This is a genomic window from Erythrobacter sp. S259, from assembly GCF_057364965.1.
The window spans coordinates 799,339-824,486 of sequence record NZ_CP200286.1; the positions used below are offsets into that span (position 1 = coordinate 799,339).

The following is a 25,148-nucleotide window of genomic DNA, read 5'->3' on the forward strand; positions in this document are numbered from 1 at the left end:
TTTACGCGCCCGGAGCCAGCTCTGGGTCCAGATCGCGCGGGCGTTTGAAGTGCACCAGCGTGCCTGTGAACTTCTTGAGATCAGCCCAGCTGTCGATATCGCATTCAATAATCGCAAATGATCCGGTCGGAAATTTGATGATCAATTCCTTGAAGAGATCATTCTCATTCGAAGGTGAAACCAGCTCAAGCACGGTTTCATAAAGCCCCGGATTGTGACCAGAGATCAGGACCGCATCGCCATCACCGCCATGCTCTTGGACCACCTCGAAAATAGTATCGGGGCTTGCCAGATAGAGGCGCTCGTCAAAGGTAAGCTCTACCTCAGGAAGGCCAACGTCGAAGGTCGCTTTGACCCGCTCGGCTGGGCTGGCGATGACTTTGTCCCACACTTGCCCATCTTCGCGGATATGGTCGCCCATGACCACCGCGCCACGGTGCCCGCGCTCGTTCAAACCGCGGTCAAAATCGCGTTTCGCGCCGTCGCTCCAGTCGGATTTCGCGTGGCGCAGTATTCCCAATAATTTTGCCAAGCTTGCAGGCTCCATTGATCGAAACGACGTGACGGCGACTCCATGGCATGACTTGATACAAATTGAAATGCGGCAGTCTTGCAAGAGTGTCCTTCGGACATGTTGCCGCTAGGGATGGGCGCTTCATACAAGACTGCCGGTTGCAAGGTTCAGAGCGGAGAAGCACCCCGAACCTTGCTGGAAAAAGCAAGCGGTCAGATAAGACTCGGGTCGGCCGCGATGAGCCAGCCATGCACAGTGGTCGCACCTGCAAGCAGAGCAGCGAGCATGATGCTTACGCTTTCCGCCTTGGTCCGGGCCAACTGGGGTAGACGCTTGCCTCCGAACAATGGCTTCGCATTTTTGCGGAATTCTTCGGCATAACGCGGGTGCTCAGTGCCCATCATGCGGTCCCAAAAGGTGAAGTAGAATCCGTAATTGTGGCCAGAGGAATGGTGCAGATCATGGTGCGTGGTGGTGCTGATCCAGCTGGTAAGGGGATTGTCGACCCAGCCTGCTGGGAACAATTCGCTGCCTGCATGCGCCATCACATTGCGGATGATCATGTGCCACAGGAAAAGGAGCAGTGCGAAGCCTGCATATTGTAAACCCAGCACGCTGGTTGCGATCAAGAACAGCGGCATAAAGGCTGCCTCAACCACGGCCTCAATCGTTGCAAAGCTATAGGCTGTCCATGGGGTTGGGGTGCGCGATTTGTGGTGGTGGAGATGCGCGATCTTGAACAAAGCCTTGGTGTGCATCGCCCGGTGGATCCAATAGAAATAAGCGTCATGCACCAGCACGATCAGCGCAAACTGCCATGCGACGGTGAGCAACGGCGCGCTGTCCAGTGTGAGTTCGATGACGCCAATTTCGCGGCCCACCAGCGTCACTAAGGTGACAAAGGCAAACACCAGAACGGTGCGGAAAGATGAGAGCACCTCGCGTACATAGTCTTTGCCCGAGGCTTTGCGCTTTCGCTGAATGCGTCTCGCATCGGACCAGCTGCGAAACACAAGCAGGAAAAGCGTAAGCGCCCCTGCTGCAATCACATAGCGGCCAAGATCGAAGTAGAGCACATTGGCAAAGTGATCGGAGACCCGGGTGACGGCGTATTCAAGTGTGGGGGTGTCGGACATCGAAAGGCTCCCATTGGATTGGTTGCCCTGATGTCTGGCCGCAGCCCCGCCGAAAGTCTCAGCAGCTTTGAAAAATTCCGCTCAATTTCGAAATCGAGCGCTCTTTTTCAGTTTTGATCAGCTTCAATCAGCGCCGGTTCCACTGGCTCTTCAACGAAGGCCCGCTTGCGAAATTCGCTGGGAGATGAGGCTGTTAATTCGCGAAATGCACGGTTGAAAGGGGGAAGGGAGTTGTAACCCAAATCCATCGCAATCGTGAGGATCGGTAGATCGATATGCTCGCTTGAAGACAGCAATCGCTGCGCCTCTGCAATGCGGTAGCGGTTCAAAAAGGCGCTGAAATTGCGGTGGCCCAGCTGCCTGTTGATGAGCGCGCGCAGTCGGTGTTCCGGTGTGTCCAACTGATCTGCAAGCGTTGCAATGGTAAGCCCCGGCGCGGTGTAAGCGCCTTCATCCATCGCGCTTGTTAGCTTGTCGTGGAGTACTTTTTCGGAAGGCGATAGATCGAGTTCGGGAACCAGTTCTTCTTCCGGATTGGCGCTTTGTTCCTCAATCTGTTTGGGCAAGAGGTCGCGATTGGTTCGGAAAAGGGTAAGGCTCGCAAAAAGCAAGATCACAAGAATAATGGCAGAGTTGAAGAGCGACACGGCGGGATACCGGCTGTCGAGAACAGAAACCAGTTCGAGCACTTCGAAAAACAAAATCTGCCCGGCCTGAACCGCGACTAATAAGGGAAGCCACAGCCTTACAATCCGGCGCTCTTCCACAAGGTCATCATCGCGCTCGAAAATACCGACCCGAACAAGGTCCGCCACAAGGGCAAGCGCAACGATATGGAGCAAGAGAAAGCCCGTTCGCCAGGTCAATTCGGCCAAGAAATTCTGGAGGAACCAACCGAGCACCATGATGGCGGCAGCGGCCAACATGATGCGCTGCTGAGGCTCGCGTTCAAAAAGTCTGCGCCCGAACAGCCAAATCCAAAACGGCGTTGAGAGCGAGACAAGATCAACCCACGGATCAAGCGGACTGTTGGAAGACATAAGCGGCGTTGAGTTGAGCAGATAGCCCACTACGCCCACCACCATGCCTATAAGAGGCACTCGGATGGAGAGGCGCACCTCGCTTGCCACCACCATCGCGATGAGCGTTATGGCGCTGCCGATAGAGAGCAGCCGGATCAGGTAATCCATTTGGTCGATCATGCGCCTTGTCCCATCACATGATGCTATCTGGGATATCATCGTCCAAGATTCCAGTCTCTTGAACGGTTTTGGGTGCGTCTTCGCCGATTAAGCCGCCTTTGACCCTCTCCAATGCCTCATCCAGCGTCACGCGGCGCACCACGGTGCCTTCGGGGAAGGCTGTGAGCAGGCGCGAGGGGAAGGCGGAGGACAGCACGACGAAGTGGCCTGCGTCATCCTTATTGCGTATAAGACGGCCAAATGCTTGGGCAAGCTTTGCGCGGATGATGCGATCATCGTGCTTGCTGCCACCATTTGCCGCGCGGCGGGCCTTGTGGAGGATATCGGGGCGGGGCCATGGGACGGCTTCGAGGACAACGCAGCGCAGCGAGCGTCCCGGTACGTCCACTCCGTCACGCAGAGCATCGGTGCCGAGCAGGCTGGCTTTCGGGTCATCGCGGAATATGTCGACCAAAGTGCCCGTGTCGATCGGGTCTACATGCTGCGCATAGATGGGCAGGCCCTCGCGCGCCAAACGGTCGGCGATCCGGCCATGGACCGCGCGCATTCGGCGGATCGCTGTGAACAGGCCAAGGACGCCGCCTTCGCTTGCTTCAATAAGGCGGGCGTATGCTCCTGCTAAACCGGGCAGGTCGCCCTTCTTCACATCGGTAACGATCAAGACTTCGGCGCGTTTGGCATAGTCGAAGGGGCTGGACGCTTGGGTGAGGAGCGGCTGGCTTTCGATGTGGGCAGCGCCTGAGCGGGCAATGGCGCTCTCCCATTGTGCGCCTTGCGTGTCTCCGGCCTCTGAACCGATCCTGTCGGTCAATGTGGCGCTGGTTAGCATCACGCCGTGGGCGGGCTCCAGTACCACTTTAGCAAAGGGTTTCATCGGGTCGAGCCAGCGGCGGTGGATCGCGACATCAAACTCGCGCGCGTCCGAGCGGTCAACTGCCAGCCAATCGACAAATTCAGGATCAGCCGGACCACCAAGACGCGCCAGCAGCGATTCCCAAGCGGTGAGCAAATCTGCGCGCCAGCTCAGCGAAAACCGCGCGCCTTCTATCCGCGCTCTGCCTTGACCATCGAGCCAATCGGGCGGGTCGGTCATAATCGCCTCAAGCCGGGCGCCCAGCTTCATCAATGGGCTGCGAATACTGGCGAGAGCTTCGGCAGCGGTGCCCGCTGCTTCGATGACTTCGCCGGGGAGGCCGGATGCTTCGGTTTCGATGCCGTATCCTGCCTCCTGCCCGGTTTCATCGCGGGCATAGGTGGCCGTGCGCACGGCTGATAAAAGCGCCTCTACTGAGCCAAACGGCTCGTTTTCACTGAGGCGCTGGAGCCAGCCTTCACCGGGCAGGGCGGAGGCGTTTTCGCAGGCCTGATCAATCGCCTCGCCGCCTTCTTCGTCATACGATGCGACGTCCGCAAGCCGGGCGGCAAGGCCCCGTCTACGGCCCCGATTTTTGCGTTCGGGCCCGATGATCCAGCGGCGAAGTTCAATCGCCTCTTGGCCAGAGATTGTTGCAGCAAAGGTGCTGTCGGCTGCTTCGAAAACGTGGTGGCCCTCATCGAAGATGATACGGGTGGGTCGCTGTGCGTGGTCGCGGCCTCTTGCTGCGTTCACCATAACCAAAGCGTGATTGGCAATCACCAGGTCGGCCTGCGCGCTGTCACGGCTGGCGCGTTCGATAAAGCACTTTCGGTAATGCGGGCAGCCGGCATAGATGCACTCGCCGCGTTGATCGGTCAGCGCTGCAATCCCGCGTTTGCGGAACAACGTGCCAAGCCATCCGGGAAGGTCGCCCCCGATCATATCGCCGTCGCGGGTAAAGCTCGCCCAGCGCGCGACCAAATGCGCTAGGATCGCAGGCCGCCCCGCAAAACCGCCTTGCAGCGCATCTTCCAAGTTTAGCAGGCACAGGTAATTTTCACGCCCCTTTCTCACCACCACAGGCGGCGTCCCATCGTGTCGTTTCATCGGCCAAGCGCGGCGCGATTCTGTCCGCAATTGCCGCTGAAGGTTCTTTGTGAAGGTGGATACCCAAACCGTCCCGCCAGACTGCGCCGCCCAAAGCGAGGAGGGCGCTAAATAGCCCAGCGTCTTGCCAATACCCGTGCCCGCCTGCGCGAGCGCCAAATGCGGCAATTCCCGCGTATCGCGCGGTGCGAATATCTTGGAGGCATCGGAGGCGTAATTGCGCTGCCCTTCGCGCTTTTCGGCGGCCTGCCCGGTGAGCTCATCAAGCTTTGCCAGCACATCAGCAGGTGCCAAATTAACTTGGCGGGGTGCGCCGCGCTCGCCTGCTTCCTCCCACTCGGGGAGCGCCGAAAACAGCCATTTCTCCGCTTTGTCAGGCCGGGCAATATGCGGCTTTATCACTTGCGCCCAAGGCCAACGCAGGCGTTCTAAGGATTGCAAAGAGGACCACGCACCGGCGCGCTCAAACCACTCTGCGTCCTCGCATGCCTCCACCAACGCACCTGCCGCCCTCTGCAAGAACTCCGGTACTGCCTCGCCGCCTGTAGGTTCTGCCATGCCGAGCGCGCTTGCCAGTCCGCGCGGCGTGGGAACGCAAAAGCGGGCAGGGTGCACAAAGGCGAACAGCTCCAACAAATCGAGCCCCGACAAATCTGGATAACCCAGCCGGTTAGCAACCAATGGCGCATTGAGCAGAAGGACCGGCGTATCGGCAGCCGCCATAATCGCATCGCCCTTGGACGCTGCCTCAGTCGCGCCATTAGCTGCCCGCAGCCAATTGCCCGAATGGCTGGCATGTAAAGCAGGGAGAGGAAGAGGGCTAGGATCACTCACGGGGCAATAATGATGGCGCTGCGGGCAAACCTTGTAAACGGATGATGGCGATACTTCTGTGGCTTGATCGAAATTGTTTGCGCAGACTTGGAAAAAATTGGGGCAATTGACACATCAACGCAGACCTTGGCCCAGTATCGAGCACCGGCCGAGCAGATTGCACGGTTATTAAAGCACAAGAATATCATCACCACCGGGCCGCTATATACTCAGCAATATAGGGGGAAAGAATGTCTCGAGTTACCTTTGAAATTGTCTCTTATAGGATTGAAGTGGGAGCTGATGGCAGGAATATTTAGAACGAAAACTTCAACTTGCATTTTGAGCTGAAGGTTGTGCCTGAAAAATCGGACACTTCAACAGGGTTTTACCGCGTCTGGTCAAAACGCACCAAATTGTGGCTCAGCTTTATCCATTTTGAGGACCCTCAAAAGAACAAATCTCACGTGAGTGTGAGGTGGAACCCGCACTATACCGAGCTCGACGGTGTTCCTTCCTCGCGTTCGCGTCGCAGTGAAGATGCTCTCAACGCAAGTATGCCCAAGGAAATGTATGAGAACATGCTCGCCAGTCTCCAAGCGGCGCCTTCAATGGAAATCGCGATGCATCCTCACGATTGGAATGGCAGTGGCCATTTTCATGGGGAGTACGCCTTTATGACCTTTATCTCAGGACCCATCGGTTTTTCCTGATCTGAAGCGCGATTATGGTGAGCTGCGCCGCTTCCGAATTCGCATTCGCGGTGCGGCCAGCTTGCCGATCACGTCACGAAAAGGGGCGACCCGACATCACAGTCCCCATGATAGGATGCCGAGCCGCCCCCCGGTTGCGACCCTACGAGTCTTGCCAGCGTAATAGGTGAGAACGCCGAGCAGAGACTCGCATATGTGTTTCGGGTTTGCTGCTCGCATTGTTACAGTTTTGTTTCCAAAAATAGCGGGCGCACAACGTCTCGATAGCTTACCGAACCTTTTCGCGCGTGCACAAATGTGCTTCACACACGCGCGCCATGCCGATATGCGCGCATCCTATGACAGACACTGCCCTTATCGACGCTGCACGTTCATCCAAGGCTTGGCCCTTTCAAGAGGCTCAGCGCCTGCACAAACGCCTGCACGGCAAGGGCGGCAAGGGTAAACCCAGCGGTGAGCCGGTGCTGTTTGAGACCGGTTATGGCCCCTCGGGTTTGCCGCATATCGGCACGTTCCAAGAGGTGCTGCGTACAACTTTTGTGCGCCGCGCCTATGAGGCGTTGACGGGTGAGGCCACGCGTCTCGTCGCATTCAGCGATGATATGGATGGCTTTCGCAAGGTGCCTGGAAACCTGCCCAATCAGGCAATGTTGGCCGAGCACCTCGGAAAGCCTCTGAGCCGAATTCCTGATCCATTTGAAAAGTATGAGAGTTTCAGCGCTCACAACAACGCCATGCTGCGCGAGTTTCTCGACCGGTTTGGGTTTGATTATGAGTTTATCGCTAGCTCCACACAGTATAACTCGGGTGCGTTTGACGATGCGCTGAAGAATGTCCTTCGCCAAAACCAGGCGATACTCGACATCATGCTCCCGACATTACGGGCAGAGCGTGCGGCGACATATTCTCCGATCATGCCGATCTCACCCAAAACGGGTGTGGTGCTGCAAGTACCGGTTGAAGTGGTTGACGCTGAGAGCGGCGTCATCCGCTTTACCGATGAGGACGGGGAGGTAATCGAGCAAAGCGCGCTGGGCGGTCAGTCCAAGCTGCAATGGAAGGTGGACTTCGCCATGCGCTGGGTCGCGCTGGGCGTTGACTATGAGATGTATGGCAAGGATTTGACCGACACCGGCGTTCAATCGGGTAAAATTGCGCGGGTGCTGGGCGGCAATAAGCCTGAGGGTCTCATCTATGAGCTCTTCCTTGATGAGAAGGGCGAGAAAATCTCCAAATCGAAAGGCAATGGCCTGACGATTGAACAGTGGTTGGAATATGGGACGGAAGAGAGCCTCGGCTTTTACATCTTCCCGAACCCCAAGAGCGCAAAGCAGCTGCACACCGGCGTGATCCCGCGCGCGGTTGATGATTATTGGCAATTCCGGGAGCGGCTCGCCGAACAACCGCTCGACAAGCAATTGGGCAATCCTGTGTGGCACTTGCTGCGCGCGAACCATTCATTGGCAACGCCTGAGGCGCCTGGGGCTGGTGATACGGTTCCGGTTAGCTTTGGCTTGCTGCTGAACTTGGCAAGCGTTTTGGGCGCAGAGGCGACGGCGGAGAACCTTGCAAGCTATGTTGCGAGCTATTTGGGCGAGACGGAGCAGAACGCTGATCTTGACCGTATGATCGAGGCGGCGGTTGCCTACACGCGCGACTTTATCGTGCCGACACTCAAGAAACGCGCGCCCCAAGGCGGCGAGGTGGAGGCCTTACGCGAACTCGATGCTAGGCTTGCTGAAGCAGCGGCTGATGCGAGCGCAGAAGACCTTCAAACCATGGTCTATGAGATTGGCAAGAATGAGACGCATGGTTTTGAAAACTTGCGAGATTGGTTCCGAGCTTTGTACGAAACGCTGCTTGGATCAGAGCAAGGGCCGCGCATGGGCAGCTTCATCGCACTTTATGGTGTGGAGCCGACGAAGAAGCTGATCGCGGAAGCTTTGGCGAAGGCCTAGACGCCTTTCTCCTACTTCCAAGGCCTCGTGCGGTACCATTTGGTGATGATGTATTTCGTGCCCTTGATGACAGGGGTGCCAGCGTGAATGGTGCCTTCGTTCGGGCTGCCATCTTCTAGCGCATTGTTCCATGCGAGCAGCACCCCTTGTTTAGGCTCAATCTTTATGCCGATATCGGTGAAGTGGGTTTCTCCGCCTTCTTCGACATCGTTCAGGAAAACCATGGTTGTCCAGCTGCGCTGTCCGCCGCGTTTGCGCTCGCTCTTCCAATAGTTCTCCGTGGTGTAGAACCAATCGTTGTGCGGCTTGAATTCTTGACCCGGCATATAGCGCTGACCCTGAATCGCCTCGCCGACGACGGCTTTCACACCAAGAAGGCGGTCGATCCGTTGGCTGATGGTTTTGACGAAGGCATCGTGCGGGTCCAGATCTCCGGAAAAAGAGGTGCGAAACCCGCTGTCATAGCCAAGCTCATGCAGTGATGAGGGCCTGGCGGTCGCCTCCACCATAAGGCATAATCGCTGGCATTCGTCAGAGGTCAGGAAATCACCCACAGCAAAGAGGTCTGCTTTGTCAGTATCGACCTTGTAAACCTTCGGATCAGCTTCCAGCCGCTCGCGGATATTTTTGCCCATACGCCTTAGTGCGTCTTGATCAGGAACGGTCTTCGTATTGCTCATGTTTGAGGGTTTAGCATTGGCATTTGGGCAAAGAAAACCCCCGAAGGATTGGCTCCTTCGAGGGTTCTCTTCCCACTTGCACCCAGTGGGTATTAGCCTGCGAGTGATCGCAGATTACCAGAAGAAATCGTGGATCACATCGACCACTTCGCCAGTGTAAACATCGACCAGCACAACATCGTCATAATAGCGCACCCAGCGATAGGGGCCGTAGACAGGCGGCAGGCGATAGGAATACGGATCATTGATCCAATACCTTTGGCCAAAGAACAGGTTGTCGAGGTAAAAGCCCACACTCAGCCGGTTATAGCGATGGCCATAAAACGGTGCGAAATACCGGCCCAGGCGGAAGATGCTGCGGTTGCTCCCGCGGAAGTTCCTCCAACCAAAGCGCCGGTCGTTGCGCCATCCGCGCCGGTTCCAGCGGCGGAAATCACTTCGAGCATCGCTGTAACCCCGGCCATATGCGAACCTACGGTCACGCCATCCGCGATCATTGCGGTAGAAGCCGCGATTATTGCGCGCCCGGCGATCACTCCGGCGGTCAGCGCGGCGTTCAGAACGGACGCCATCACGAAATCCCCTGCTTTCTGCCCGGTCGATGCGCCGATTATCGCGGCGGTTTACTCTACCGTCCCTAACCCGGCCATTGCGAACCCGGTCAGCCCGGCGATCACCGCGCTGCTCTATGCGGTCAGCTCTCCGGTCACCGCGGCTCTCGACACGGCCCGCGCGGCGTTCGCTGCGGCGGTCCACCCGGTCAGCTGCGCGGTTGTTGCCGCGCTGATTTAGGCGATCAGCACGCCGGTCACCACGGTTTTCAACCCGATCAGCCCGGCGTTCACTTCGATTGTCTACGCGGTTAGCCCGGCGTTCACTGCGATTGTCGACCCGGTTAGCGCGGTTATTGCGTGCCGCATTTTGGCGGGCGCGATCTCCTCGGTTGACCCAAGTGTCGGCCCGTTCGCGTGTCTGAGAACTGCGCTGCACACGCTGTTCAGACCGATTTTCCTGACGGCTTGCTCGTCGTTCTGTGCGTTGCTGCGAGCGGCGCTCAGAGCGGTTTGCACGGCGTTCCCCGCGGTTAGCGCTGCGGTTGGTCCTGCGCTCGCTGCGGCGCTGTGAGCGATCGCGCCGATCAGGTTGAACCTCGGTGCCCGAAAACTCTGCTACGGTTGCTGAAATGCTGAGCACTTCTGCCTGAGCTTCTTCAGTTGGAGCAACGAAGGCGAGCGTTATGGCCAAGACCGATAAGGCGCTTCCTTTCAAGAAATGTGAAATGTCCATAATGTGCCTTTCAGTGTTGCCGCCCCACCACTCACGGCCATTTATGTCCCGAGCCTGTGTCGTCTCGATGTAGGCTTTTTTAGCCCTGAGTCGCTGAGCGGAAGCTTAACCGGATGTTTAGGCTTACGTTCATGTTGAAGGCATTTTTTATGAACATCTTGCGCAGGCCATGTCAAAGCGTCATTGCGGCCTGTCTATGTTCGAAACACTAGAAGATGTCGCAGCTGATCTCAAACAGCGCCTTGTGCATGCGGCCAAAGATCGGCGCTCGCCCATGCATGTGCCAGCTGTCGTCACAAGCGACGTTGATGCGCGGGGTATGGTGCTGCGGGAGTTTCATTCGGCTGAGTGGTATTTGCGTTTTCACACTGACACCCGCGCGCCGAAAGTTGCAGCGATTGCGGCCGATCCGCGCATGGCGGTATTGTTTTACGACAAAGGGGCAAAGCTCCAAATCCGGGTGCGCGGCAAGGGTGTAATATTGCGCGATGATCCCATCACTCAAACCGCTTGGGACAATGGCTCCAATTTTGCGCGGCGCTGTTATCTGGGAAACGGTCCGGGCGCATCAAGCGATGTGCCCACGTCAGGCCTACCCCTTGAGTTTGAGGGACATGAGCCTAGCGATGAGCAATTGATCCCAGCCCGCGAGAACTTTGCCGTTTTGCGCGTCGATCTTGACGAACTTGATTGGCTTTATCTTGCGCACACGGGGCATGTGCGGGCAAAATTTGCGCGCGATAATGCCGGCGAATGGCAGGGCCGCTGGGTGTCTCCCTAGTTTGCGCGACGCTGAGGCGGCTTTCGCCCCAAGACTGGCGACCGGCACTAACCTGCGTATCGTTCGCTATCGGGCGTCAAATCTTCGGTAAGGCTGACTGTATGCGCCTGCGTTGCCCCATGTGATGTTCCCTCAATTGGCAACGGTTCATCTGCCGATACCTGCGGTTCGGCTGCCTGAGAGATGTCACTGGCACGGCTTACACAATTGCGGCCCGATTGCTTTGATGCGTAAAGCGCACCGTCGGCACGGGCGAACAAGGCCCGGTAGCCTTCGGTATGCAATTGCTGCGCCACGCCAAAGCTTGCCGTCAAGCGCACATCCAAACCTGCGCCCACCTCAAGGGTGCTCGTGCGCACACGCAGACGTTCGGCCAGCCCAGCTGCGATATCCTCATTCGCATTCCAGACCAGAATACAAAACTCTTCGCCTCCAACCCTGCCTGCAATGTCGCATTCGCGGATCATGTCGCCGGCCATTTTGCCAAAGCCTGTAATAGCGCTGTCGCCCGCCTGATGGCCCCAAATGTCATTGACCTGCTTAAAGTGGTCGATGTCACCGATCACAAGCGCCGTTTCCACGCCTTGCGCATTGGATTTTTTCAGGGCCGCTTCAACCTGTGCTTCGAATTCGCGCCTGACCAGCAGGCCAGAAAGCGCATCGCGCGATGTTTTGCGGTGAAGCGCTGCCACCTGATCTTTTACTGACCCTGCAATCTGGGCAAGGCCAAAGAGCACGGAGCCGAAGGCGAACACCCAGTTCAGCGCGAAGTAGTATGTGCTGTGCCGGTAGGCTTCTGCAGGGATGGGCCCATCGAACAAAAGTGAGACAATCGGACGAATGAAGAACTGGGCAGCTGACAGGATCAACATCACGAGCAGGAACCGTTCTACCGGATCACGGCTGGAAGAATATGCAAACAGCTGAGCGGTCATCACAAAGATTGCGCCGCATGTGAGATTGGTGACAAACAGATCAGCCAGGATGGAGTTGCCCACATTTTGCACCAGCATCATTGTGGCAAACCCTGTGAAAGCGATCCATAAATGCGCAGCCAACGGCGGCTTCACGCCAAGCCGGGTGAGTACGCCCCAAGAGATTGCCACTGCGGCCAGAGTATGCGGCACATGGGTAATTGCCGGTATCGCGCGGCCCCAGTGGTCAGGGCTAAGAAGTGAAATCGAAAAGCCTGACGTCATCAAGATCCAGCCGATGCTCAGTCCCAAATTTTCCAGTCGCCCTCGATCACGGCTCCAGATGATCAGAAACGCGGTCGCAAATATAAGCGTCAACAATGGTGTTGAGAATAAGAGCAGCAACTCGCGCAAAATCGTCAATCCCCCAAGAAATCGAGGCTCTTCGCTAGCGTGCTAGGGTTAATTTGGGGTTAGGGGCTATTGCGCGTTCGCGCTTTTGGTTTTTACGGTTTCTTATTGGCAAGCCGTGCAATGTGCATAAGTCATCCGCTTAGGCGAGATGGCATGGTATAGGCATCAAGTCTTAGCTAAATTTCCCCCTTGAGATTAAGGAGATTGTCAATGGACCAAGGACCGGGGTCTTCGTGTGTTCACGAGGGCTGGGATCAAGACCGGGCTGACGCGCGTTTGTCGGAGCTGCGACGGCTTGATGCGAGCTTGTCTTCGGCGCTTGGCCTCAACTCTTGCTTGAAGCCAGAGGCAGCGTTGATGCTGGAGCTTTACGAAGCCCACCGCGCAGGCCGCGCAATGACGGTATCGGTGATGGGACTGGTAGACCGCATCGCTCCGACAACGACGCTGAGGTATCTGGAAGCGCTGCAAAGCAAAGGCGCAGTGCGCCGCGTAGCGCATGAGAGCGACAACCGGATCACCTATGTGGAGCTGACCGAGAGCGCGCGGGCGGCGATTGATGAGGCGTTGGGGCTGGGGTGAGCGCCGAAGGCCTCGCGTCAGCGTGAGGCCGAGACGCATTGCGAGCCTGAGGGGCCGGGTAATCGGGTCATGACCCGGTGGTTAGTTGATGAAATGCAGCCGTAGCGCAGGATCAACAAACTTGGCAGTTGGTGGCGGATAGCGTTGGGGGTTTAAGGTGCGCCAGCGATGAAGCTAACAGGCGTCTGCGATGTAGGAAAGCGGGTGGGTTTGGGACGTTCCGACCCCCTAACCGTCATCCCGGCCCCCGAGCCGGGATTTGGCTTCTTTTCGTTTGGCGTTGAGAGGAAGAAGCTGGACCCCGGATCAAGTCCGGGGTGACGAAGCTAGTTCAACCTTCGTTTGAAGTGTTCAGCTAGTGCACCAACAATCAAGCCGCCGGTCAGAAGGTTTCGAAGTGCTGCGAGTTGCTCCTCAGAAAGCCAATTCCATTCGACTGGCACCACTAAGTGATACAGCCATGCCAATCCAACGACAAATAGAGCCAAGGCAACAGACCAAAGCGCAAAGATAGCAATGTTCTCGAAATTGCTTTTAAAACGTTGATCTCGATCATGCTCGTTCTCTCGAGCTTTTGCGGCAAGTTCCTTTTCTGATTTGCCGCTTGCAAGTGATGCTGCTTCTGCTTCGGCTAAAGCATCAGCATCAGGATCCTGTTGACCACTTGTCGGGCCCGCTGCGATCGCTGCTTCTTTAGCTGATACGCGAACGCTTCGGGATGGACTAAGCGGCGTTTGCGGATTCTGATCCTGAGTCATCATCTGGCTCCGCTAGTTGACGGTAGTGCTCTTCGATTAGGTCAGTTGGAATAACTTGGCCGAAGCTGCCGGGGGTATAAGTAAGCTGCCAAGGTGTTCCTTTCGCATGCGTGATGCGAGAGAGCTGCATACCTGTATAGTCTCCATAAGCTTCGTAAACTTGATCCACGATGTCGACTTGATCATTATCGAGCGGACGAGCAGAAAACAGGGTCGGCATGCGGCCAGTAACAGGCGCACCACGAAAATCCCGCAAATGCCGATATAATTCGGGCACCACAGGACCATATTGCCACGCTTCGACGTCCTCATTGATTAGCGGTCGTCCGCGAATACCGAGCATCCACCCGTGAGCTATGTACACGAGCTTCAACAGCTGCATCGGAGTCAATGCATCGCCGCTTGTTTCCGCTAACTCAAGGAAGCGATTGGCTACTGTATTAGAACTTGCCATTACTCACCTCAAAGAACATATAAGGAACAAATTGAATTTGGTCAACATATATCGGTCTGTTTAACGAAATTCCTCACCGCAGCAAATAAATCACCTAGTCAGCTTCTTATAAGCCAACCTTGTAGGCCGATCCGCCGCATCACCCAAACGGCGGCGCTTATCTTCCTCGTAAGCCTCAAAGTTCCCCTCAAACCACTCGACGTGTGAGTTCCCCTCAAACGCCAGAATGTGCGTCGCCAAGCGGTCCAGGAAGAAGCGGTCGTGCGAGATGACCACGGCGCAGCCGGCGAAGTTCTCGATTGCATCCTCAAGCGCGCCTAGGGTCTCCACGTCGAGGTCGTTGGTCGGCTCGTCCAGCAGGAGCACGTTGCCGCCTTGTTTGAGCATTTTGGCCATGTGAACGCGGTTGCGTTCACCGCCTGACAGTTTGCCGACGTTCTTTTGCTGGTCTGCGCCTTTGAAGTTGAACGCGCCCACATAGGCCCGCGTTGAGGCGTCGTGGCCGTTGACTTGCATGTAGTCGAGCCCGTCGGAGATTTCCTCCCAGACGTTGTTCGTTGGCGTCAGGTCATCGCGTGACTGGTCGACATAGCCAAGGTGCACCGTGTCACCGATTTCGATTGTCCCGCTGTCGGGCGTCTCTTGGCCCGTAATCATGCGGAACAGGGTCGATTTACCTGCACCATTGGGGCCAATTACACCGACAATGCCGCCGGGTGGCAGCATGAAAGAGAGGTTTTCAAACAAAAGCTTATCACCGTAAGCTTTGGAGATGTTCTTGGCCTCGATCACCTTACCGCCAAGGCGCTCTGGCACTTGGATAACGATTTGTGCCTTGCCAGGCGCGCGGCCTGATTGGGCGTCTTGCAGCTCTTCAAACTTGCGAACGCGGGCCTTTGACTTGGTCTGGCGAGCAGCAGGCGTTTGCCTGATCCATTCAAGTTCGCGTGCGAGCGCTTTCTGCTTGCCGGATTCCTCGCGGCTTTCCTGCTCAAGACGTTTGGCCTTCTTCTCGAGATAGGTCGAGTAGTTGCCTTCGTATGGGTAATATGTGCCGCGGTCCAATTCGAGGATCCATTCCACCACATTATCAAGGAAGTAGCGATCGTGGGTGATCATCAGGACAGCGCCAGCGTATTCCTTGAGGTGGTTTTCCAGCCACTCAACGCTTTCCGCATCCAAGTGGTTGGTGGGCTCGTCGAGCAGCAGGATTGAAGGTTTCTGGATCAGCAGCCGGGTGAGGGCGACACGGCGCTTTTCACCGCCGGAAAGGTTGTCAACCGGGCTGTCCGAAGGCGGGCAGCGCAGCGCTTCCATCGCGATTTCGAGTTGGTTGTCGAGCGTCCACCCATCGACCGCGTCAATCTTACCCTGAAGATCGGCCATCTTGTCGCCAAGCGCGTCGAAATCCGCGTCAGGCTCTGCCATTTGGGCTGATACTGCATTGAACTCTTCGACCAGATCAGCGGTCGCACGCGCGCCGTCTTTGACGTTTTCGAGCACGGTTTTGGTTGGATCAAGTTCAGGCTCCTGCGCAAGATAGCCAACGGTGATATTCTCACCTGCCCACGCCTCGCCCGAGAAGTCTTTGTCGATCCCGGCCATGATTTTCATCAGGGTCGATTTGCCCGCACCATTGGGGCCCACAATGCCGATTTTCGCGCCTTGATAGAATTGCAAATTGATGTCTGAAAGCACAGGCTTTTGAGCGCCGGGGAAGCTCTTGGTCATGCCTTTCATTACGAAAGCGTATTGCGCGGCCATGGGGGCAGGTCCTTTGGATCGAATTTTTCAAAATGTTGGCTGTTCGGCAGTCAGATAGGCATGTGGGCGCGCTTGAGCAAGAAGGCATATCGACCGAAAATTGGTCGATGATGCGCGAATTCGCCCAAAATTGTGCGCAAAGCGCAAATGTAACACATCAGGGTTTTCCCTAAGGCTCCTGTTAACCTTATTGACCTAGCTCTGAGCGGAGGGGGAGTTGCAGCCATGCAGACACAGCTCTTAGGAATGCTGACACCATTAATGGCGCTGCTGTTTGCGGTAACCTTCGTCTTGTTCTGAACACTCGGGCGGATGAAACGCCATGTGCTTGGGTTTGCGATTGGCTACACGTTCTTTGCGGCCGGGTATCTGGTCACCCACTTCCTTCCTTCTGACGCATTCTATCTGTTTCATGCCACACAGGCGCTCTATAGTATTGCGGTAATCGTGATGATCTCCTCCATCTGTGAGCGGATGGGCAAGCCGATCAATCTTGCAATATTGGTGGGCATCTACATCATCAGCGCTTCGGTTTTGGCACTGGCCGCGAGCGTGACCAACGATGTCGCTCCTCGTTTGATTATCGTCAATACGGGTTACGGTGCGATGTATGTTGCCTGTCTGACCACCGTGTTGATGGCTCCCAAGCGGGGGCTTGTCGGCTATACGATCATCGCCATGGTCGGGCTTTGGGCAACCGATTTTCTCGTGCGGCCAAATCTTACATTAATGTATCAAAATTCTATACCAGATGCCTCTTACCGGGACTCATTTTATTACTCACTCATCGGGCTTGTTCTCGGTGTGAAATCTGTGTTTGGTGCGATGGTCCTTATGGGTGCCACTGTCGCAGAGTTGACAACATCGCTGCGCGAAAGCAGCGAGCAAGATCCGCTTACCGGTCTTCGCAACCGTGCCGCATTCGAAGAATCGATGAGCGAGATACTGACAAGGGCTCATAGCGAGAAACGTCCGGTCAGCCTCGTTGTGGCGGATATCGACCACTTTAAGCAGGTGAACGATATCTGGGGCCATCAGTCAGGTGACAGGGCGATTGCAAGCTTTGGTAAGCTCATCAGTGAAATGGTCTGGGAATGTGATACGGCTGGCCGGGTCGGCGGTGAAGAGTTCTGTATTGCTGTGTGGAATTGTCCGAATGAGCCAGCTGAACGGCTTGCTGAGCGTATCAGAAAGACTTTTGCCAAGCTCGATCATCACAGCCTCAATGAAGACATCCGCTTAACGGCGAGTTTTGGTGTTGCTACGGCGAAAAGCGGTGAAAGCTACAAGCGTCTTTTTGCCCGTGCTGATGCAGCGCTCTATAATGCAAAATCTGCCGGACGAGACCGGGTGGAGAACGCAGAGCGCAAAGCGCCGCTCAATGACCGGGCAGCTGCGGTCAAGGTTGATGATACGCCGCCGGTTGAAGAGAATCCGGCCGGGCCTGAGGACAAAACGCGGTCTGGCCCCGTCGCTGCTTAAGGTTGAATGCTCAGCGCGCAGCAACCGTGATCACCGCTTGCATTGCCGGGTAACAAACTCGTTTTCATTCCGGTTCGAAACGGAGGTTCGCGAACTTCTCCTGAGCTTGGATTGAGCTTGCCCTTAACCATTGCCTGCGATTGCAGACGGATTGGTTTAGGGCACGATGCAGACAGCGATCCTCACTTTTATCCTTCCGATCATTTCGTTGATGTTCACCTGCGTTTTTCTAGCGTTTTGGTGGCATGATCGAAAGCAGTGGCCTGTGCTTGCGTTTGCCGCATGTTTCGGATCGCTCGCTCTTGGTGTTGTGATAAATATACGGCTTATCGAACACGTTGATGCGGCTGGTGCGGTGGCCTACCATCTGGTTTCTACGAGCGGTCTAATTGCTTTAATGTGGGGCGTCTCCAAGCGGGCTGAGATAAAGGCTCCCATCCTTTTTTGCACTGCTAGTGTGCTGGTTGTTTGCGTCGTTTTGTGGATCGCAATGCAGCTGGGACAGCCCGACGCAATGAGGCTTGCTCAAAATACCAATTCTGCTGTTGTGTCAGGCTGCGCTGCTGGATGCCTTTGGTACGGAATCAAACGCAATTGGGCCGACCATGCGTTGATGTGGGTGCTTGTGGCTCTTTCTGGCCTAGGCTTCATCAGGCCGGTTTTGACCATTCTCTTCAGGGCAATTCCTGGCGATGAGGGCTCGGGGGCTCTCATCCTTAATTCAATCCATATCGTAGTGATTGCGACCCTGCTCACGATGATCGCTTTATGTCTGATCACGTCTATCGTTTTCGGCACAATGGAAATAGAGCGTGAACAGGCGACCACCGATCCATTGACCGGGCTTTCCAATCGCGGTGCGTTTGAGGAAAACGTGAATCACCTGTTTGAGCAGGCCAACCAGGACAATATTCCTATAAGCTTGCTCGTTGCTGACATAGACAATTTCAAAGCCGTCAATGACACTTGGGGTCATAGCGCAGGTGACAAAGTCATCTCATCATTTGGCTCATTGATCACTTCACAGGTCCGCCCAAAGGATATTGCGGGGCGAGTGGGCGGCGAAGAATTTTGCCTTGTGATCTGGAATTGTTCAGAGACCGCAGCGGTTTCTCTCGCAAACAGACTGCGGGAGGCCTTTGCCAATTCTCAAATCTCAGGTTTCTCCTCCGATCAGCGCTTCACTGTAAGTTTTGGTGTGGCTCATTGGCAAAATGGGGAAGGGTATGAGCAGGTCTTTGCGCGTGCAGACCGGGCTCTTTACGCGGCCAAGAGAGCGGGCCGTAACAGAGTTGAAGCGTCATCGAGCACGCCCAAGGGCGAAGCCCGCCCGGGGTTTGTTCAAGGCCATAACTTTGACCCGGCGCTTCCTTTGAACGAGAGCGGTGAAATTGTTCCTTTTGCGAAAATCAAGACCAGCAAAAGCCGGGGCTGATGCTGCACACTTTGGGTCTTGCCGCTGCTGCTAAACTGTAGAGATGGCCGGTTCGGGAGTCTAACTGAGGCCCTTACCGCTTAGAACGACTGCCCGACCCTTAAATTGAAAAGCGGCGCTGCGCTGTCGCTGTCACGGCGTTCACCGCTCAGCGGCACAGCAACTTCCATATCGACGTCGAGATCGCGCGTAAGGCTCATTCTCAAACCGCTTCCGGCAGATGCGAGCGAACCGCTCCCAAAGCCATCTTCAAGATTTGAGACGATACCAGCGTCTGCGAAGATATAAGCCTGTGCGCGCGGCAACCAGAAGCCTCTTCCTCGCCAATTATAGCGTAGCTCGCCATAGCCCATGATCCCGCTGTCGCCGGACCGTTCGTTAAAGTCATATCCGCGCAGAAACGATGTGCCACCAATACCGATGTCTTCGGTCGCAAGAACCGGGTCAAACGCAAGCTGTCCGCGTGCGCCAAGAGAGACGCTGAACGATTTTGCGAGCGAACGGCTCCAAACAAAATAGCCATAGAGGCTGGTAAAGCGAGCCGATGCGTCATCGCGTGAGGCAAGCGGATCACCTGGCCCGGTTGCACCGAGAATGTCGAGCCCACGCGAGGCCGTCAGACGGCCAGCAAACCGGCCGCCTGCCAGCTTCCCGCGTGAATAAATGCCGGCGCGCAGCGCAGGCACTCGGTCCCTTCGCGCCTGCACTCCTTCACGATCTTGTTTGAGGTCAGTGACTTCAAATTCGCCAACAACCCAGATGCTCAAATCGCGGCTTCGGCGCAGCGGATAACGCGCGCTTACGCCTGCTCTTAAGAAACGCCCCTCAATCTCACGCTCTGATAGAAAATCGCCCGGCTCTGTCATCGAATAGGAAAGGTGAGTTCCCAGTTCTAAGCCGCTTGCATCGACCACGATCTTATACGACCCGCGAGCGAATTGCAGTTCGCTGGGTTGGAGCGGCGTGGTACCAAGGCTTATGCCAACCTCGTCTGCCGATGAGAGGAGACCATTGTAATCGAAATCAATACGTGCCCTCAACGGGCCGACTTGCCGTGAACCGCTATTGCGGACTTCGGCGTAAGCGGATGCATCTGAGCGCCGGGTCTTCACGATCAAAACACCGCGGGAGCCTTCTTTTGCATATTCTGTGTCAAGAATGCGGACCCCGGAAATATCATCTGCAAGAAGCAGGCGCCGCTCGAGCTCGCTCCTCGTGACGGCGTTGCCAGAGGCGAGGGGGGCCAGTTGCCGGGCAATCGCAGCGTCTTTTGCCCCTTCAAGACGGACCTCGTCGATGGTGCCTTCATCAAGCTGTATGCGCAAAATCCCCAGATTGAGATCTTGGCTCGGGACTGTCGCAGAGGCAAAGATGTACCCTTCGAACTGCGCCCTTACGGCAATTCTTGTCGCGAGGGTGCTGAGGTCATCTTGGGAAAGAGGACGCGATGTGTATTCCTCGATGAGGTCCACAAATTCGGTGTCTGGCAAGGCTTTGTTGCCAGAGATAATGATCGAGTTGATCACGAATTCTTCGCCGGGATTGGTCGCGAGAGGAACATTGCCCAATTGCGGCTCTGCACGGCGCACAGCTTGGGCCGGCACCTCGCTCATTGCAAGACGCGGCATATCGTAACCGATGCGCGCTTGGCTTTGATCCCTTACGTCCAGCGACGATTGCGCGGCCAACGCAGGACAGATCAGTGCACCAAGTAACGGGAGGCTAACAAGCCACCTGCTCATTATGAGAATCCTTCTAAGCCATAGGGGCGCGATTAACCCGCAAGCTCCTAAGAATTCGTCAAAGCGGTAATTTGTTAAGCCTCCTTGGTTACGAAATGGACGGGGTAGCCGTCCTATGGAACGCTGACCAAGGAGTTTAACATGTTACATCCGAAGCGTACCGTTCGTACGATCTTGCCAATTTCCCTTCTGCTTTCGAGCACCAGTGTATTTGCTCAATCCGGCCCATGGACCGTGAGCGAAGTAAAGGGCCCGGTTCTTGTTCGCGGTGCGTCTGGTGAACGCCCTGCTCAGCGCGGCACCCGGGTGTCCGCAGGCGAGCAGGTCGTTACGCGGCGCAATGGCAATGCAGTATTGGTGCGCGGCAAAGAGTTCGTGACCGTGCGTCCCAACACACAAATTACAATCGCTCCGGAAAACCGTGACCGGAGCGTTGTCCAGATGATCCAGGATTTCGGCAGCGCGATCTTCAATATTGGAAAGCAGCCCGATCCCCATTTTGGGGTCGATACACCTTATCTTGCTGCTGTGGTGAAGGGTACGACCTTCTCTATAACCGTGACAGAAAGCGGTGCGGCCATGCAGGTGACGGAAGGTGCGGTTGAGGCGTCGACTTTGGATGGAGGGGCGGCGGACCTTATCCTGCCCGGCGAAGTCGCGATGATTGCCGCTGATGACCGGTTTCGGTTGAGCATTGAGGGTGATGTTACAAGGCAGATCGACTCCCCTGAGCGCGGAGTGACGACGCAGGTTCCTACGCCTGCTCCTGCTCCTGCTCCTGCATCCGCGCAGTCCTCTGCGCCCGCCAATGTGCCGCCAAGCGGCGTTTCACCTGCGGCAACATTCACCTCTGTGAATGCGCGCCCGTCCATTCAGCCAGCTGCCATCATCACCACAGCGATCACAAGCAGCAACTCCAATTTGGGTGAACTGACAGGCGGCCTGGTTTCAAGCGCGGTTGAAGATGATGCGGGCACCAGCACAGAAACGGCGGCAAGTTCTGGCTCATCGCGCCCAATTTCAAATGCGGAAAGCTCAAGCGGTTCTGACAGCGAATACGTTTCCGCTAGTGACGACCTTATCGACAGGGAAACCACAGATTTTGCAGGCGCCGAGGAGGGTTTGCGAGAGGCGGAAGAAGATACCATCGCTGATGATGCGGACGAAGGTTCGGTTTCGGACGCGGATACTGGTTCTAGTGCGAATGCAGGATCCGATGAGATGGACGATGCAGGCAATGACAGCATCGATGACGCTGCGAATGAGGCTGTCGAAGATGAGGCTGTCGAAGATGAGGCTGTCGAAGATGAGGCTGTCGAAGATGAGGCTGTCGAAGATGAGGCTGTCGAAGATGAGGCTGTCGAAGATGAGGCTGTCGAGGATGAGGCTGTCGAAGATGAGGTCGTCGAGGATGATGCCGTCGACGACACCGATTCTGGGGACGTGGCGGACGACAGCGCAGACGTCGATGCCGACGCTGAAGAGGACGTTGATGCTGATGCCAATGCGGATGATAGTTCTGACGAAGCCGGTGCGGATGCCGATGATAGCTCCGATGAAGACGAAGCCGAAGAAAGTGATGACGGCGACGATAACGACAGCGGCGGCGTAGACGTTGGTGTCGATATCGGTGCGGGAAGTGGTGATGATGACGCCAATGACGAGGATGATGAAGCCGCTGAAAGCGATGAGGGTGATGAGGGTGATCCCGGCAATGGCAACGGTAACGGAAATGGCCTCGCACTTGGCCTTAATGTTGGCGACGACGATGACGACGACGATGAAGATAATGATAATGACGACGACGACGATGACAGCAACGGCAACGGAAATGGCCTCGCACTTGGCCTAAATGTTGGCGACGATGACGATGACGATGATGATGACGATGACGATGACGATGACGATGATGGCGACGACGACGATGACGACGATCGGAGCAGCAGCTCAGGCGTGACCGACGATGCCGCAAATGACCAGAACCCTGTTGGTTTTGCGAGCGCCGAAGAAGAGGCCTCAGACGACGCCATGGATGAGGAAGTTGAAGAAGCCATGGAAGAGGAATCGGATGACCGTGATCGGCGTGGTCGGCGTGGTCGTTTCCGGCGTGTCTTAGATAGAATTCGTGAACGCATCGAGGAATATGGCGAAAGCCAAGGTGGCTGACGGCACAGAGTGGAGTTTGATAATCAAAACACGATGGGCCTGAGGACTGGGACACAATGACCAAACCGATCTCAAAGACTGCGAAAAGCTGGGCGATCATTTTTGTCAGTCTGCTAATCGCTATAGGTGCTGCTCAGACAGGCGGTCTTCGGCTAATCGAGGATGAGCAGCGCGCCGCAATCGCTAACCTTGCAGCCAAACCCGCTTCCGGTAATCTGCATCTTGTCGAACTTGACGCGATCAGCCTCGAACAGTCCCAGGCTTGGCCCTGGCCGCGCGACAAATATGCACGTCTTGTCCGTCAGCTTGATGATGCTGGTGCGCGCTCAGTCGTCTTTGATATCAATTTTTCATCCCCTTCGATCCCCGAAAACGATGCCGCTTTTGCAAAAGCAATTGCGGAAACCGATATCTCGGTTGTCCTAGCAACCTTTGCCCAGCGCGCCTCGGAAACCGCCGACTGGAAAGAAGAAGCGCTTCCCATCCCAGAACTGCGCGAGAGCACAAGTCTTGCGTCGGTTTCCGTCCGGCCAGATTCTGATGCGCGCGTTCGCCAGATGGTCTATGGCACTGTAACCGACGGAACGCCTCGCCCCTCTCTATCGGCTTTGCTGGCGGGTCTTTCGGGGGCAGTCGGCGAAGAGTTTTCAATCGACTTCAGCATTGATCCATCGTCAATCCCGCGCCACAGCTTCATCGACATTGAACGCGGCGACTTTGACAAGTCTCAGCTTGCCGGAAAGGACGTGATCGTCGGAGCGACAGCGATCGACCTTGGTGATCGCTACGGTGTGCCGATTTATGGTGTGATCCCGGGGGTGACGATCCACGTTCTCGCAGCTGAGACGCTGATGGCGGGCCCCATGCTCGAGTACGGCCCTGTTCCATTATTAGCCTTGGCCCTCCTGCTTACTTTGCTGGTCATTCGCGCTCCCACCTATTTGCAGGTGACCTTTCGCTGCTTCGGCGCGCTTGTCTTCCTTCTTATTGCTGAGGCCTTAGCGTATCACGGTGCACGCACTCTGCTGGAATTCGTTCCTGCTGCGATATTGGTGGTACTATCGGCTGTGTTCCAAACCGCTTGGATTGTGCGCCAAAACCTTCGCAAGGAGGCGCTTGTCGACAGTGAAACCGGGATGCCAAATGCTCTGGCATTCAACACAGGGCAGCATCAGGGGGCTGAATTTACTGTCACAGCGTTTGTCAAACAGTTCGACTCGATCCGCGCCGTCCTGGGTCAGGAGCTTACTGGCAAATTCATCGACCGATTGGTCGACCGGATGCGCGCTGTTCATCCCATCGAAAAAGCATACCGCGCTGACACAAGGATGATCGCCTGGGTCCACACTGGCGATTACCAGGAGCTTATCGACGCGTGCGAGAAAATCAGCGAAGCGATGGAAAAGTCTCTCGAGGTGGGTGGGCGCAAGATTGACATCCACATGGCCTTTGGCATCGCATCAGGGGCGGACCTTGATGCAGCCAGCCGTGCGGCGAGCCATGCGGCTGATGGAGACAAATTATGGCACGCTCACGAAGATGCAGAAGCGGCCATCATTGAGCAGCGCGTCTCGCTTATGGGCGAGCTTGATGAGGCGATTGATGCAGAGCAGCTCAAAGTTGTGTACCAGCCAAAGCTGCGGCTTGAGACCGATCGTATTGAAAGCGTCGAGGCGCTTTTGCGATGGCAGCACCCCACACGCGGCTATATGCGGCCTGACCTGTTCATTCCGCTGGCCGAGGAAACCAACCGGATTGACCGCTTGACGTTATTTGTCTTGCGCCGCGCCATTTCTGATCTGCTCGAATGGTGCCAGAACGGCATAGTGGTTTCGGCTGCGGTCAACATTTCTGCCAATCTCATCACCTCCGAGCGTTTCGTATCAGCCGCCGAACACGTGCTTCAAGAAATGCGGGTTCCCAACGAGCGGCTCATTTTTGAAGTCACCGAAAGCGCAGCCATGCTCGACCCGGAGGTGGCTGCCCGCAATCTTGAGCGATTCCGCGATCTTGGTGTGCTCATCTCAATTGATGATTATGGCACGGGTCAATCCACGCTCAGCTATTTGCAGCAATTGCCGCTCAAAGAGCTTAAGATTGACCGCGCCTTTGTTCAAAACTGTCACAAGAACCGCAGTGATGGACTAATGGTCCGCTCAACGATTGATCTGGCGCACTCGCTGGATCTGCGTGTCGTGTGTGAAGGGATTGAGGAGCAGGAATGTCTCGATTTTCTGCGAGAGATCGGCTGCGATTATGCACAAGGGTATTTGATCTCCAAACCGGTGCCACCAGCAGAGCTTGCGCCACTTTTGGAAGAACGCAGGACAGAAACATCACCAGCTTTTGCTGAGCTGGCGATCACAGGCTGAATGCACAGAACGAGCGGC

19 protein-coding genes are annotated in these 25,148 nt (G+C 56.0%); 8 read left to right on the forward strand and 11 right to left on the reverse strand.

The window, feature by feature from the left end; all coding sequences use genetic code 11:
- Position 1: 1 nt before the first annotated feature.
- The 4 genes from AC0V60_RS03775 to AC0V60_RS03790 form a co-directional block, all read right to left on the reverse strand.
- Complete coding sequence (locus AC0V60_RS03775; RefSeq protein ID WP_486177202.1) at positions 2-532, reverse strand: SixA phosphatase family protein; 531 nt, start codon at positions 530-532, stop codon at positions 2-4.
- A 194-nt stretch (positions 533-726) separates the two neighbouring features.
- Positions 727-1,650 carry a sterol desaturase family protein gene (locus tag AC0V60_RS03780; protein ID WP_486177203.1) on the reverse strand — a complete coding sequence of 308 codons (924 nt, stop codon included), beginning with the start codon at positions 1,648-1,650 and terminating at the stop codon, positions 727-729.
- A gap of 107 nt (positions 1,651-1,757) precedes the next feature.
- A complete protein-coding gene (locus tag AC0V60_RS03785; protein ID WP_486177204.1) occupies positions 1,758-2,852 on the reverse strand; it encodes an AraC family transcriptional regulator in 1,095 nt (364 codons plus the stop codon).
- 13 nt (positions 2,853-2,865) lie between these two features.
- Entirely contained in the window at positions 2,866-5,649 is a 2,784-nt protein-coding gene (locus tag AC0V60_RS03790) for an ATP-dependent DNA helicase (RefSeq protein WP_486177205.1), read from the reverse strand.
- Positions 5,650-5,984: 335 nt separating this feature from the next.
- On the opposite strand from AC0V60_RS03790, the gene AC0V60_RS03795 reads away from it, so the two are divergent.
- Positions 5,985-6,341, forward strand: a complete 357-nt coding sequence (locus AC0V60_RS03795; protein WP_486177206.1) for a hypothetical protein — start codon at positions 5,985-5,987, stop codon at positions 6,339-6,341.
- 338 nt (positions 6,342-6,679) lie between these two features.
- Complete coding sequence (locus tag AC0V60_RS03800; RefSeq protein ID WP_486177207.1) at positions 6,680-8,299, forward strand: lysine--tRNA ligase; 1,620 nt, start codon at positions 6,680-6,682, stop codon at positions 8,297-8,299.
- A gap of 11 nt (positions 8,300-8,310) precedes the next feature.
- Here AC0V60_RS03800 and AC0V60_RS03805 read toward each other — a convergent pair whose 3' ends face one another.
- Together AC0V60_RS03805 and AC0V60_RS03810 are read right to left on the reverse strand one after the other, a co-directional pair.
- On the reverse strand, positions 8,311-8,979 hold the full coding sequence (locus tag AC0V60_RS03805) for a prolyl hydroxylase family protein (RefSeq protein WP_486177208.1): 669 nt from the start codon (positions 8,977-8,979) through the stop codon (positions 8,311-8,313).
- Between the two features lie 114 nt (positions 8,980-9,093).
- Entirely contained in the window at positions 9,094-10,266 is a 1,173-nt protein-coding gene (locus AC0V60_RS03810) for an RcnB family protein (RefSeq protein ID WP_486177209.1), read from the reverse strand.
- A 196-nt stretch (positions 10,267-10,462) separates the two neighbouring features.
- On the opposite strand from AC0V60_RS03810, the gene AC0V60_RS03815 reads away from it, so the two are divergent.
- The gene (locus AC0V60_RS03815) at positions 10,463-11,047 is read left to right on the forward strand and encodes a pyridoxamine 5'-phosphate oxidase family protein (RefSeq protein ID WP_486177210.1); all 585 of its coding nucleotides are present in this window, start codon (positions 10,463-10,465) and stop codon (positions 11,045-11,047) included.
- Positions 11,048-11,094: 47 nt separating this feature from the next.
- Here the strand turns inward: AC0V60_RS03815 and AC0V60_RS03820 are convergent, their stop codons facing one another.
- Positions 11,095-12,273, reverse strand: coding sequence for a GGDEF domain-containing protein (locus tag AC0V60_RS03820; RefSeq protein ID WP_486177211.1), 1,179 nt, complete (start codon positions 12,271-12,273; stop codon positions 11,095-11,097).
- A gap of 312 nt (positions 12,274-12,585) precedes the next feature.
- Between AC0V60_RS03820 and AC0V60_RS03825 the strand changes: the two genes are divergently transcribed.
- The gene (locus tag AC0V60_RS03825) at positions 12,586-12,957 is read left to right on the forward strand and encodes a hypothetical protein (RefSeq protein WP_486177212.1); all 372 of its coding nucleotides are present in this window, start codon (positions 12,586-12,588) and stop codon (positions 12,955-12,957) included.
- Positions 12,958-13,283: 326 nt separating this feature from the next.
- Here the strand turns inward: AC0V60_RS03825 and AC0V60_RS03830 are convergent, their stop codons facing one another.
- The 3 genes from AC0V60_RS03830 to ettA all read right to left on the reverse strand — a co-directional run bounded on the left by AC0V60_RS03830 (position 13,284) and on the right by ettA (position 15,933).
- Positions 13,284-13,718 carry a hypothetical protein gene (locus tag AC0V60_RS03830; RefSeq protein WP_486177213.1) on the reverse strand — a complete coding sequence of 145 codons (435 nt, stop codon included), beginning with the start codon at positions 13,716-13,718 and terminating at the stop codon, positions 13,284-13,286.
- Positions 13,681-14,169 carry a Panacea domain-containing protein gene (locus AC0V60_RS03835; protein ID WP_486177214.1) on the reverse strand — a complete coding sequence of 163 codons (489 nt, stop codon included), beginning with the start codon at positions 14,167-14,169 and terminating at the stop codon, positions 13,681-13,683. The genes AC0V60_RS03830 and AC0V60_RS03835 overlap by 38 nt, the downstream gene beginning before the upstream one ends.
- A gap of 90 nt (positions 14,170-14,259) precedes the next feature.
- Positions 14,260-15,933, reverse strand: a complete 1,674-nt coding sequence (gene ettA, locus AC0V60_RS03840; RefSeq protein WP_486177215.1) for an energy-dependent translational throttle protein EttA — start codon at positions 15,931-15,933, stop codon at positions 14,260-14,262.
- 312 nt (positions 15,934-16,245) lie between these two features.
- On the opposite strand from ettA, the gene AC0V60_RS03845 reads away from it, so the two are divergent.
- On the forward strand, positions 16,246-17,415 hold the full coding sequence (locus AC0V60_RS03845; RefSeq protein WP_486177216.1) for a GGDEF domain-containing protein: 1,170 nt from the start codon (positions 16,246-16,248) through the stop codon (positions 17,413-17,415).
- A 166-nt stretch (positions 17,416-17,581) separates the two neighbouring features.
- Positions 17,582-18,850: a GGDEF domain-containing protein gene (locus tag AC0V60_RS03850; RefSeq protein ID WP_486177217.1), complete on the forward strand. Its 1,269-nt coding sequence runs from the start codon at positions 17,582-17,584 to the stop codon at positions 18,848-18,850.
- Positions 18,851-18,930: 80 nt separating this feature from the next.
- On the opposite strand, the gene AC0V60_RS03855 is transcribed toward AC0V60_RS03850, so the two are convergent.
- On the reverse strand, positions 18,931-20,592 hold the full coding sequence (locus tag AC0V60_RS03855) for a ShlB/FhaC/HecB family hemolysin secretion/activation protein (protein ID WP_486177218.1): 1,662 nt from the start codon (positions 20,590-20,592) through the stop codon (positions 18,931-18,933).
- A 141-nt stretch (positions 20,593-20,733) separates the two neighbouring features.
- On the opposite strand from AC0V60_RS03855, the gene AC0V60_RS03860 reads away from it, so the two are divergent.
- On the forward strand, positions 20,734-22,758 hold the full coding sequence (locus AC0V60_RS03860) for a FecR domain-containing protein (RefSeq protein WP_486177219.1): 2,025 nt from the start codon (positions 20,734-20,736) through the stop codon (positions 22,756-22,758).
- Between the two features lie 56 nt (positions 22,759-22,814).
- Complete coding sequence (locus AC0V60_RS03865; protein ID WP_486177220.1) at positions 22,815-25,130, forward strand: EAL domain-containing protein; 2,316 nt, start codon at positions 22,815-22,817, stop codon at positions 25,128-25,130.
- Positions 25,131-25,148 lie beyond the last annotated feature (18 nt).

Bases quoted from the DNA above. Each gene is read 5' to 3' on its own strand.
- AC0V60_RS03780 (WP_486177203.1), bottom strand. From the start codon at position 1,650: ATGTCCGACACCCCCACACTTGAATACGCCGTCACCCGGGTCTCCGAT.
- AC0V60_RS03785 (WP_486177204.1), bottom strand. From the start codon at position 2,852: ATGATCGACCAAATGGATTACCTGATCCGGCTGCTCTCTATCGGCAGC.
- AC0V60_RS03800 (WP_486177207.1), top strand. From the start codon at position 6,680: ATGACAGACACTGCCCTTATCGACGCTGCACGTTCATCCAAGGCTTGG.
- AC0V60_RS03805 (WP_486177208.1), bottom strand. From the start codon at position 8,979: ATGAGCAATACGAAGACCGTTCCTGATCAAGACGCACTAAGGCGTATG.
- AC0V60_RS03810 (WP_486177209.1), bottom strand. From the start codon at position 10,266: ATGGACATTTCACATTTCTTGAAAGGAAGCGCCTTATCGGTCTTGGCC.
- AC0V60_RS03815 (WP_486177210.1), top strand. From the start codon at position 10,463: ATGTTCGAAACACTAGAAGATGTCGCAGCTGATCTCAAACAGCGCCTT.
- AC0V60_RS03825 (WP_486177212.1), top strand. From the start codon at position 12,586: ATGGACCAAGGACCGGGGTCTTCGTGTGTTCACGAGGGCTGGGATCAA.
- AC0V60_RS03830 (WP_486177213.1), bottom strand. From the start codon at position 13,718: ATGATGACTCAGGATCAGAATCCGCAAACGCCGCTTAGTCCATCCCGA.
- AC0V60_RS03835 (WP_486177214.1), bottom strand. From the start codon at position 14,169: ATGGCAAGTTCTAATACAGTAGCCAATCGCTTCCTTGAGTTAGCGGAA.
- ettA (WP_486177215.1), bottom strand. From the start codon at position 15,933: ATGGCCGCGCAATACGCTTTCGTAATGAAAGGCATGACCAAGAGCTTC.
- AC0V60_RS03845 (WP_486177216.1), top strand. From the start codon at position 16,246: ATGAAACGCCATGTGCTTGGGTTTGCGATTGGCTACACGTTCTTTGCG.
- AC0V60_RS03850 (WP_486177217.1), top strand. From the start codon at position 17,582: ATGCAGACAGCGATCCTCACTTTTATCCTTCCGATCATTTCGTTGATG.
- AC0V60_RS03855 (WP_486177218.1), bottom strand. From the start codon at position 20,592: ATGAGCAGGTGGCTTGTTAGCCTCCCGTTACTTGGTGCACTGATCTGT.
- AC0V60_RS03860 (WP_486177219.1), top strand. From the start codon at position 20,734: ATGTTACATCCGAAGCGTACCGTTCGTACGATCTTGCCAATTTCCCTT.
- AC0V60_RS03865 (WP_486177220.1), top strand. From the start codon at position 22,815: ATGACCAAACCGATCTCAAAGACTGCGAAAAGCTGGGCGATCATTTTT.